At 43.1% G+C, this 11719-nt stretch carries 9 protein-coding genes and 2 pseudogenes; all 11 read right to left on the bottom strand.

Annotated elements, in window-relative coordinates; translation table 11 throughout:
- Positions 1–288: 288 nt before the first annotated feature.
- Positions 289–1044 (bottom strand): phosphatase, encoded by a 756-nt coding sequence (locus DB48_RS12955; protein WP_041510679.1) that lies wholly within the window; start codon positions 1042–1044, stop codon positions 289–291.
- A 177-nt stretch (positions 1045–1221) separates the two neighbouring features.
- Complete coding sequence (locus DB48_RS12950; protein ID WP_041510689.1) at positions 1222–2229, bottom strand: NAD-dependent epimerase; 1008 nt, start codon at positions 2227–2229, stop codon at positions 1222–1224.
- Between the two features lie 41 nt (positions 2230–2270).
- Complete coding sequence (locus DB48_RS12945) at positions 2271–3434, bottom strand: nucleotide sugar dehydrogenase (RefSeq protein WP_041510678.1); 1164 nt, start codon at positions 3432–3434, stop codon at positions 2271–2273.
- Positions 3435–3777: 343 nt separating this feature from the next.
- Positions 3778–4660 (bottom strand): annotated as a pseudogene (gene rfbA / locus DB48_RS12940) (glucose-1-phosphate thymidylyltransferase RfbA).
- A gap of 87 nt (positions 4661–4747) precedes the next feature.
- Positions 4748–5631, bottom strand: a pseudogene (gene galU / locus DB48_RS12935) (UTP--glucose-1-phosphate uridylyltransferase GalU).
- A gap of 64 nt (positions 5632–5695) precedes the next feature.
- Positions 5696–6739: a UDP-N-acetylglucosamine--undecaprenyl-phosphate N-acetylglucosaminephosphotransferase gene (wecA, locus tag DB48_RS12930; RefSeq protein WP_041510677.1), complete on the bottom strand. Its 1044-nt coding sequence runs from the start codon at positions 6737–6739 to the stop codon at positions 5696–5698.
- A 153-nt stretch (positions 6740–6892) separates the two neighbouring features.
- On the bottom strand, positions 6893–7966 hold the full coding sequence (gene wecA / locus DB48_RS12925) for a UDP-N-acetylglucosamine--undecaprenyl-phosphate N-acetylglucosaminephosphotransferase (protein ID WP_041510676.1): 1074 nt from the start codon (positions 7964–7966) through the stop codon (positions 6893–6895).
- A 390-nt stretch (positions 7967–8356) separates the two neighbouring features.
- Entirely contained in the window at positions 8357–9412 is a 1056-nt protein-coding gene (locus DB48_RS12920) for a DUF1972 domain-containing protein (RefSeq protein ID WP_041510675.1), read from the bottom strand.
- Positions 9412–9957 (bottom strand): dTDP-4-dehydrorhamnose 3,5-epimerase, encoded by a 546-nt coding sequence (gene rfbC, locus DB48_RS12915; RefSeq protein ID WP_041510674.1) that lies wholly within the window; start codon positions 9955–9957, stop codon positions 9412–9414. Before rfbC ends, DB48_RS12920 begins: the two co-directional genes overlap by 1 nt.
- Before the next feature lie 8 nt (positions 9958–9965).
- Positions 9966–10838: a dTDP-4-dehydrorhamnose reductase gene (gene rfbD, locus DB48_RS12910; protein WP_041510673.1), complete on the bottom strand. Its 873-nt coding sequence runs from the start codon at positions 10836–10838 to the stop codon at positions 9966–9968.
- Between the two features lie 11 nt (positions 10839–10849).
- A complete protein-coding gene (rfbA, locus tag DB48_RS12905; RefSeq protein WP_041510672.1) occupies positions 10850–11719 on the bottom strand; it encodes a glucose-1-phosphate thymidylyltransferase RfbA in 870 nt (289 codons plus the stop codon).

The following is an 11719-nucleotide window of genomic DNA, read 5'->3' as shown; positions in this document are numbered from 1 at the left end:
AGGGTCGAGGGTCGAGGGTCGAGGGTCGAGGGTCGAGGGTCGAGGGTCGAGGGTCGAGGGTCGAGGGTCGAGGGTCGAGGGTCGAGGGTCGAGGGTCGGCAGCGTGACGCTCACCTATCGATGTGTCAACAGTACTTTGGTTAATTCCTATTCTAATATCCTCTACCAGAATAGGGACTTAGCATCGCTCTGGCGGGCTCTACTTCACTCCTGAGCGACCTTTAGTCTTTAAGGCGTAACACAATCCTTAACCGTTAACCAAAGGTTAGCTAGCCGCTCGTTCGCTGCTTAGCCATCAACGCCAAACAGCGGCTCATACTCGCTCAGCCCTTGATGCCCTCGCGATGTTAAAAAGTCCAGCAAGGCTTGTGGACTGCGGTTAAGGATACGATCAAGCGGAAATGCAACCGACTGAATTACCTCGATGGCTTTATCAAAATCTCCCAAGCTGAAGGCAACATGGGAATCTGAACCCAAGACAAGATCACCGCCTGCAGCTTTTACCGCTTTAGCGATGGCCGTGCAATTTTTCAAACTACCTTGCCGTGATGTCAAAAAAGAGGAGTTATTTATCTCAAGCGCTACATTGTGAGCCTCTGCGGCCTCTGCCACGCGTTTGATGTCTATTGGATAGGCAGGATTGCCCGGATGACTAATGATGTCGACCTTGCCGCTCTCAATGCAGTTAACCAATGCCTTGGTATGAATGGTTTCAGTCGATGGTGGAAAAACAGGCTCATGAAAACCGGCCAACACGATATCCAGCTTCTGCAGATAATCGCCGAAGAAATCAATATCGCCTTTCTCATTCTTGATATTGGCTTCTATGCCTCTAAGTACACCGACACCATTGACGATCCGAGGCAAGACGCGCATGTTAACGAAATGCCAAAAATGAGGTGCATCGGCCATGTCTGGTCCATGATCGGTAATGGCAAACAGCTTGATGCCCTTCTCTTTCGCTACAGCAAGATAATCATGTACCGTACTATAAGCATGGGTTGAGGCGATGGTATGAGCATGAACATCAACAAAAAACTTCATTGGCGAGTTCCACTAGACTAGACATAACACAGGCCATCCAGTCTACTCCCTTACCCGAGTTTTCTCCATAACTCTGCGGAGCTAGTGATTTGTCCTTAATCTCTTTGAATGCTAGTCACACATGTCACCCGCCCAAAACAAAGCATGTTAATTCTTGCCCTAATCACCCGCTGGCACTTATTTTTTGTAATAATCCTTAAACCAAGCGACAAAGGCTTTGACCCCTTCGCGTATATTCACTTGTGGCTTGTACCCCACAGCGTTAAAGAGATCCTCGGTATCTGCCCAGGTAGCTTGAACATCACCCTCTTGCATGGGCAACATCACTTTATCCGCTTTTTGCCCAAGCGCGATTTCCAGCTCGCTGATAAAATCGAGCAGACGCACAGGGCTGCCGTTGCCTATATTATAAATTTGATAGGGGGCACTACTGGTCGCGGGTGAGCCTTGCTCCACACTCCAATCAATCCGCTTCTGTGGCACTTTATCTGCCACTCTTATGATGCCTTCGACAATATCATCAACATAGGTAAAGTCACGGCTCATATCCCCTTGGTTGAACACCTTGATAGGCTTACCTGAGGTAATAGCATCAGCAAATAACATGGGGGCCATATCCGGACGCCCCCATGGGCCGTACACGGTGAAGAATCTTAGTCCTGTTGTTGGTAGTCCGTAAAGATGAGCATAACTATGCGCCATCATTTCATTAGCTTTTTTAGTCGCTGCATAGAAAGAAACGGGGTGGTCGACAGAATCAGCAGTCTCGAAGGGCATCTTCTTATTAAGACCGTAAACCGAGCTGGACGAGGCAAAAATCAGATGTTTTACGCCCTGTTGCCGACACCCCTCTAACACGGCAAGCGTTCCTACAAGGTTACTATCAGCATACACATAGGGATTTTCGATTGAATAACGAACACCGGCCTGAGCACCTAAATGAATCACCCGGTCAAAACCACCTTTAGCAAAAAGCTCAGCCATAGCATCCCTGTCAGCCAGATCAATACGCTTAAATGCAAAATGTTGATAACCAGCCAGCCTATCTAATCTAGCGCGCTTTAAGTTCACATCGTAATAATCATTGAGGTTATCTATGCCCTGAACGTCAACTCCAGCCTCACATAAACGTTCACATACTCTAGCGCCGATAAAACCGGCCGCACCAGTAACCAAGTACTTCATATTATTGTTCTCACACAGCTCAAAGACGGTACGCGACACGCTTAATCGTTGCCAAAAAGATCTCGGGTATAAACCTTATCACTCACATCCGCGAGTTCTTCAACCGTACGATTGGACAGAATAATATCGGAAACTGCCTTAAACTCAGTTAAATCACGTATCACCCTTGAGTGGAAAAACGACTCCTCTTCAAGTACAGGTTCATAAACCACCACTTCGATCCCTTTAGCCTTTATCCGCTTCATCACCCCCTGTACGGCAGAGGCTCGGAAATTATCGGAACCAACCTTCATAATCAAGCGATACACACCAACTACCCTTGGTTTCCTGGCGATGATGGCATCGGCAATAAAGTCTTTGCGAGTTCGATTTGCATCTACGATGGCGGCGATCAGATTATTGGGCACCTGATCATAATTAGCGAGGAGCTGTTTCGTATCTTTGGGTAAACAATATCCACCGTAACCAAATGAAGGATTGTTGTAGTGGCCTCCGATTCTGGGGTCAAGGCACACGCCATCTATTATCTGCCGAGGATCTAATCCATGACTTTCAGCATAGGTATCTAGCTCATTGAAATAAGCAACTCTCATCGCCAGATAAGTATTAGCAAATAACTTAATCGCTTCGGCTTCTGTACTCCCGGTAAAGAGTAACGGAATGTCAGGCTTTAACGCCGCTTGGGCAAACAGTTCAGCAAATCGCTGCGCTCGTTCGGAACGCTCGCCAACGACAATTCTGGAAGGATAAAGGTTATCGTATAAGGCTTTTCCCTCCCTTAAAAATTCGGGCGAGAACATGATATTCTCAGAGTTATATTTCTTCCTTAAGGCTCGGGTAAAGCCAACAGGCACGGTTGATTTGATAACAATACAGGCAGATGGATTTAAAGTAATAATGTCTTGTACCACCTCATCAACCGTACTCGTATCAAAGTAATTGGTCTTGGGGTCATAGTCGGTTGGCGTCGCAATAATGACGTAATCAGCACCAACATAAACAGCTTTATCGGTTGTAGCCGTTAGCTGTAACTTTTTACTCTTTAGGTACTCTTCAATAAGCTCATCGGCGATAGGCGAACGTCTTGCATTAACCATTGCCACCCGTTGTGAAGATATATCAAGCGCCCAAACCTGGTTGTACTGCGCCAGCAAGACAGCATTCGATAAACCAACATACCCAGTCCCAACAACCACTATCTTCATTCATCTTCCTAAAAGTATTACAACTAGCTTCAACACCAGGTTAATCCAACGCCTAAAATCATGCAAAACATTATAACCTAATGATTAATAGCCAGTATAAATAGTGTGTCACTTAAACTTATTCAAACTTCTTGTCATAGAGAAAATTAGCCATTGAAAAACATCAGGCGTGAAATTAGTACAGGTCAATACCGATAACCAATAGCCTCTGTGTGGTAAATAACTGACATACATCTAAAGAGAATAGTTATACGCACTAAGCTCATTCAAACTTTGAATACTACCTAACCATTTACAAAAAATATTTGCTAATTTAATTGCATAGGATTTTTATCACAGATGTTCACTTACATCCCAACAAAGACATCAAGTACTGACCATAACTATTATTGAGCATCGTCCTGGCAAGGCGCTGAATATCGTCATCACCTAACCAACCATTACGCCAGGCAATTTCCTCAAGGCAGGCCACCTTAAGGCCTTGCAGCGTTTCTATCGTCTGCACAAAGGCGGATGCCTGTTGTAGGCTGAATGTACCGGTATAGAGCCAGGCGAAACCGCGGCACAGTAATTCCACCTTAAGCTGACCTTGCCTGAGATAGGCATGGTTAATCTCAGTGTTCTCAAGCTCACCTCACTTTGAAGGCTTTAACTGCTTGGCAAATTCGCAGACCAGATTATCATAGAAGTAGAGCCCAGTTACCGCCCAATTTGATTTGGGACTACTTGGTTTCTCTTCTATCGAGACCGCCGTAAAGTCTGCATCAAATTCAACCACACCGAAACGCTCGGCCTGATCCACTTAATAGGCAAAAATAGTCGCCCCCGCTTGAGGCTCACAGTCTAATCTAGACACAGTCCGCTTTAAGGTTTCGCTAAAGCCCTGGCCATAAAACACATTGTCGCCAAGTACCAGACAAACACCGTCATAACCAATAAAGTCTTCAGCGATAATAAATGCCTGCGCTATTCCTTCAGGCTTTGGTTGTTCCTGCGTAAGATAAAGCGATGCCCAAGTCACTGCCGTCACCCAACAAACGTTGGAATAGTAGCTTTTCTTCAGGGGTCGTGATTACAAGGATATCGCGGATCCCCGCCAACATAAGTACAGACAATGGATAGTAGATCATTGGCTTATCATACACAGGCTGCAACTGCTTAGAGACACCTCGGGTGATGGGATAAAGGCCTGTTCCGGTGCCACCTGCCAGTACTATGCCCTTCATAGGTGATTCCTGCTAAATAATGAAAATAGAGAAAACAAAAATGCCCACCTTAGTATACTAAGATGGGCATTTTGATTTTAGCAGAGACTACTGGCTTAGCAGATTTTGCAATTGTGCGCGGAAGGCGCTACCCAGCTTTTCGTTACGTAAACCGTATTCTACAAATGCAGCCATATAACCAAGCTTATCACCACAATCATGAGAGCGACCAGTCATGTTAAATGCTTCTACTTGGTCTGACTCAATCAGCATATCGATTGCATCAGTAAGTTGGATCTCATCCCCAGCACCTGCAGGCGTTTTGGCTAGTAATTCCCATATTTTCTCAGACAAAACGTAACGCCCTACAACCGCTAAATTAGATGGCGCCTCATCGACCGCAGGCTTTTCGACCATAGCTTTTATCGTAGCAGACTCACCAGGAGCTATTACCGATCCATTGCAATCGGCTATACGTATTTATTCACCTCATTTTCCGGTACTGGTGCTACCATGATCTGGCTAACATGAGTGCCTTTGTAGCGCTTGATCATTGCCGCCAAATTTTCAGTTTTTTGATTAGCCGTATATTCGTCCAAGATCACATCGGGCAACACTACCGCAAAGGGGTTATTACCAATACATGGCTTTGCGCACAATACAGCATGCCCAAGTCCCTTAGCCTCGCCTTGGCGCACGTGCATGATGGTCACATCTTTGGGGCAAATTGATTGCACCTCGTCCAGTAGCTGACGCTTTACACGCTTCTCAAGCGTAGACTCAAGCTCATAGGAAGTATCAAAATGGTTCTCGATAGCATTCTTACTCGCATGAGTTACCAATACAATCTCTTTCACACCAGCTGATACGCACTCATTAACAATATATTGAATGAGTGGCTTATCAACTAGTGGCAACATCTCTTTCGGTATGGCTTTGGTTGCAGGCAACATGCGCGTACCAAGACCTGCAACAGGAATAACAACTTTCATAAAAAATCCAATATGATAAAACAGACAACCCCCCATAAGAGGATTTTTACAATGCCACAATAAACTAAGCTTTACGAAGCCAAGTCAATATTTGCCAAATATGTGCTAAGGCCCAGTTATAAGCAACAAAAATCACGATAAACCCCAAAAACATAACCCATTCTGGTACATGCAACCATTCTCCCGAAATACCTATTGAGGCTAGCACTATGGAAGCCACTGAAATCCGAACTAGGGTTTGTTTTCGACTATAGCCCGCTCTTTCAAATATGTGATGGAGGTGATCCCGGTCAGGCTTAAAAGGAGACATCCCTTTTTTGACACGGCGGTACATGATAGCAGCCATATCCATCAACGGAATACCAATCAGATACAGCGCGGTAACGGGAGCAAATACCCGAACATCAGCTTCAACACCCAACACGAGTAACCATACGATCGTCAACCCAATCAGCATACTTCCAGCATCGCCCATAAAAATTTTTTGAACGGTTTCAAAAGGCCATCTTAAATTAAATATCAAGTATCCAATTATTGCGCCAATGAAAAGTAGTGGAAGAATAAACCAATGATTACCGGCCGTGTAAAACAGTAATGCCAGAGAGGTAAAAGTGACTAGGCTCAACATACCGGCTAAACCATCGATGCCATCCACCATATTGAAAGCATTAATGGCACCGATAACAGCCAATATAGTGACAAAAACACCTACGTAGCCAAGCTTCAACTCAAAGAAATAAGTAATGTGGCCTAATGAAGTAAGATAAAATCCTGCACCAAAGACAAGAATTGAAGCGGTGATCACTTGCGCAACAATCCTCACTCGAACAGACAAATCATATTTGTCGTCCAACACCCCCAAAAACAATATGAGCGCAGCAGAAATCAAGTAAAGATTGAACACCTGATTTTGTTCAAACACAATACTAGAAACAAGCAAAACACTACAATATATTGCGATGCCACCAATTAAAGGTATTGCGCCAACATGTGTTTTCCTTTCATTAGGTAAATCAACTAAGCCCACTTTCTCTGCGATTGGGTGAAACAATTTAATCGCAACACACGTTAAGCAAAACACCGTAACAAACGGTATAAAGTATTCCATAAACTCTCTTCCCTAAGTCAATACAGAATGACGAGGAACCATACTGTTCTCTACCGCCAACAACTACCAGCCATATAGTATAGCCTCCATATGACAAGGTAAAAACGGTTCAATATAAAACGCTATAACTTTGGACCTGAAGCCAAATCTACTTTATGTTGGTCGTGTAAACTTAAACCATCGATGCATAAATGCAGTTATTCGCCAGACATAACTAATCGCGAGATAGTACAAAGCAAATACCAGCAAAAATGTGACAAACATCACAGTTTCACTAATCTCGAGATACTCAGCCCAAACCCCAACTGCCGCCATCAAGGTCGCTATCAAACAGATGACCAATAACGACATTCTCGGCGACATCCCAACGCGTTGGCAGATATGGTGCAAATGCTCTCTATCGGGCTTAAACGGTGATTGACCTTTTTTGATGCGGCGCGACATGATGCACACCATATCCATTAACGGCAACCCGATAAACCACAAAGCCGTCACAGGACGAATGACCGCCTCTTGCTGATCCTGACTCGCTTCAATCAATAACCAAATGACGGTAAAGCCAATAAACATACTACCGGCATCACCCATAAACACTTTAAAACGACGCCCAAAAGGAAAGCCTAAATTAAGCATGATATAAGGCAGCATAGCCACCATGAACAGTAAACAAAATTGGGCTAACTCGATATGTCCTGCTACATAAAACATGTAACCAAGCGCTGCAAAGGTCACCGAGGCTAAACCGCCTAACAAACCGTCAATGCCATCGACCATATTAAAGGCGTTAATGGCCCCAATGACGGCTAAAATGGTCACGACATAGCTTATAAAGGTGGGTAACACTAACGCCTCATCACCAGTGATAAAACCTAAATAATAAAGGCTCTTATAACCGATCAAAATCATCGCGAGCGAGATCACAGTTTGCACCATCAATCGGGTTTTAAAGCTGAGATCAAAACGATCATCCAGCACACCTAATACGATTAGCACGGTAGAGCAAATCATGTAAAGCATCGCACTACTATCGACATCAACCACCAAACAGATGTTGAACATAGTCGCGAGATAGATTGCAATACCACCAATTAACGGCACTTGGCCAACATGTAATTTGCGCTCATTAGGCTTGTCGACCAAGCCTACTTTTTTGGCTAACTTTCGGCATACAAATAAAAAAATAAACGAACTAAAAAAAACACTGACTAATGAAAAGCTGGTCGACATACTAGACTCGGTGGTTTACGAAACCAAAATGATAATTAAAATCGGGATTCAACTGGCTCCTTAACGGAGCATGATCTTACCCAGTACAAACGAGTACTGACACGACGTCCATGTATTTAATTCCAATCAGTTAATCGATACTGGGACAGATTGACCACGCCACTAAAAGACGTTCAAACACTATCCCAATAGTTAACAAGGGGCATTATAACGTAAAAAATCAGCCAAAATAATCAATTAACCGCAATAATGACTAAAAATGAGACTGTCGAGAGCGTGTGCCTCAAAACCGTCTCATTAACTCACCTAGGTCATTGATTTATAGTTATACAATAAACGACACCCAATATGTTTGACATTTACAACAGAAAACCCTAACCAATAAAGAAACTATACATAAGTTGTTTCATACATTTGATTAATAACCTTCCATGTATAACGCTTTTCTGCAATCAGTTTCATATTTTGTGAAATAGTCGCCAAATCATCATTAGTTGTACATGTGAGTGTCTCACTTAGTTCATTTGGAGAACTAAAGTACAATGCTTTGTCTTCGGTACTGTATCGATTAAAGTTACAGTCAAAAGCAAAGATAGGCTTACCAAAATGCATAGCCTCTACTAATGATGGATTTGTACCACCAGCTGAATGCCCATGCACGTAACCTCTACACTCACTTCTTAGCTTAAACAATTGATCCAAATCGTAGATGGGATCCACGATATCTATATTCGGCTTACCCGAAAATCGATTCTTCAACTCTCGTCCAAACTCACTGGAATTCCAATTACCGATAAACTTTAATTTGTGTTCACTCTCAACAAAAGCCTGCAAAATCATTTCAACATTATTTTCAGGTTCAATACGGCATAATGATAGATAGTAATCCTTTTCAGGTTCAACTTTGGCGTGTTCAATGATCGCATGATCTCCACCATAGGCAATAACAACATTATCTTTTGCATATTCAGTATCAACATAATCACCAATAGCTTTATTATCCGTTATGATTACATCAGAATACTTCACTGCCATTGACTCTGAAAACTTCAAAAATTTCTTTGCCCATTTACTCCACTTGTCACGTTTCCACTCCAACCCATCTATATTTGTAACGACTTTAGAACTAGACAACAGTCGATATATTGGTAGAAATAAGCAACCAGAGACACCTAGAATTAACGTAACATCAGGCTTTTTAAAAATACATTTAATCAGCGAAATGACGTCATAAAAGATGCTTTGAACACCATTAGCGCTTAATGGTACATAAGTTAATCTTGCTCCGTTATAATGAGAAAGCTTCTTAGGGTAAGACTTACTCGAACAAAAAATATCATATTGAATGTTATTACTTGAATACTTAGTTAGATTTTCAACTAAAGATTCGAATCCACCATAACACGCAGGTATCCCAACCGTTCCTACGACAGCAACTTTTGTCATTATAAACCTACTGTATCTATGAATTTTTCCCCAAGCTTATCTTTTTCAGACAATAGAGGTGCTTCGTTAAGCGGCCAATCGATGCCGATATCACTATCGTTCCAGACAATAGAATGTTCAGCCTTAGGGTTATAATAATCTGTACATTTATATACGAACTCTGCTTCGTCACTCGTAACATGGAAACCATGAGCGAAACCTTCTGGAACCCATAACTGTCGTTTGTTTTCTGCTGAAAGGTACACCCCCACCCATTGACCAAAGGTAGGTGAACCTTTGCGAATGTCCACCGCCACATCAAACACTTCACCAGAAATCACACGCACCAATTTGCCTTGGGTGTTTTCAGTTTGGTAATGCAACCCTCGCAAAATGCCCTTTTTCGATTTTGAATGGTTGTCTTGCACAAATTGAGTTGGCTTACCTGTCACTAACTCTTCAAAACGCTTTTGGTTCCATGTTTCCATAAAGAAACCACGTTCGTCACCAAACACAGTTGGCTCAATAATTTTTACGTCAGGAATTTTAGTATCAATAACTTTCATAATTTTAATTACTTATAAGCATGAATATTGTTTAATGCGGCATTCCAATCACTTGGCTTAATACCAAACTGATTTTCTATTCTTCTGCAATCTAGGCGAGAATTTGCAGGACGTTTGGCCGGGGTTGGGTAGGCTGAAGTTGGAATTGCCGAAAGCTTAGGTTGTCCGGTGAGCAACTCACGCCGCTCTGCGACTTGAAATATTGCGCTGGCAAAATCAAACCAACTGGCGTAAGGCATACCAGAAAAGTGATAAACCCCCCACTTGGCTTGCTTACCTTGCTCTAGATGTTGCACCATTGTAATCAATGCATCGGCAATATCACCCGCATAGGTTGGGCCGCCGAACTGGTCGCCTACAATGCTCAGTTCATCACGGCATTGTGCTAAGCGCAGCATGGTTTTTACAAAGTTATTGCCGTGTTCACCAAATACCCAAGCGGTACGTAAAATCAAATGCTCAGGGCAGCTTTCTGCGACGGCTTGCTCACCCGCCAGTTTGCTTTGCCCATAAATACCTTGAGGTTCGGTACTGTCGCTTTCTTGATAAGGCTTATCGCCCATACCATCAAACACATAGTCGGTAGAAATGTGTAGCATCACCGCGCCACACTCTTTTGCCGCTTTTGCTAAATAACTTGGCCCATCGCGGTTAATCGCATACGAAAGCTCAACTTCTTGTTCAGCACGGTCAACTGCTGTGTGTGCAGCAGCATTAATAATATAATTGGGTTGAAACTCCGCCACAGTATTTAATACCGCGTCATGATCAGTAATGTCTAATCCTTCATAATCTAACGCCAGTACTTCTGCTTGCTTGGTTAAACGCTCTGTCAAGCAGTGACCCACTTGGCCGTTACACCCGGTAATTAATACTTTCATCACGTACCCTGCTACTTAATTAACGACTGTAAATAATGACCATAAGCGTTTTTCAGCATCGGCTTGGCAATAGTCATTAGCTCGTCATTTGACAGCCAGCCATTGCGCCATGCAATTTCTTCTAAACAAGCAATTTTTAGGCCTTGCACATTTTCAATGGTCTGCACAAACGAAGATGCCTCATGTAAACTCTCGTGAGTACCGGTATCCAGCCATGCAAAACCACGACCTAATAGCTCCACATTCAGCGAGCCGTCATTGAGATACATTTCATTAAGAGTAGTGATCTCAAGTTCTCCGCGATCAGAAGGTTTAACTTGCTTTGCCATATCCACTACTCGGTTATCGTAAAAATACAAACCGGTGACTGCATAGTTGGATTTTGGCTCAAGTGGTTTCTCTTCTATAGATACCGCCACCATGCTTTCATCAAATTCCACCACACCAAAACGTTCTGGATCTTTCACTTGATAGCCAAATACTGTTGCCGCCCCTTGGGTACTAAGTTCGCAGGCACGCTTTAATTGTTGGCTAAATGACTGGCCGTAGAAAATATTGTCACCCAGCACTAAGCAAACGCTGTCGTCCCCAATAAAATCTTCACCAATTAAAAAAGCTTGCGCTAAACCATCAGGACTTGGCTGCACAGCATATTGCAAATTAATGCCAAAATCTTGGCCATTACCTAACAAACGTTTGAAGCTATCGTTATCTTCAGCAGTTGTAATAATCAAAATATCACGAATACCTGCCAACATCAGTGTTGACAGCGGGTAATAGATCATCGGTTTGTCGTATACAGGTAGAAGTTGTTTAGAAACACCACGCGTAATTGGATATAAGCGCGTACCAGAGCCACCAGCCAGAATAATCCCTTTCAT

The organism is Shewanella sp. cp20 (genome assembly GCF_000832025.1).
In the GTDB taxonomy this organism is placed as follows: Bacteria; Pseudomonadota; Gammaproteobacteria; order Enterobacterales; family Shewanellaceae; genus Shewanella.
Note: the sequence above shows the minus strand (reverse complement) of the source record. Positions and strands in the feature narration are given on the sequence as shown.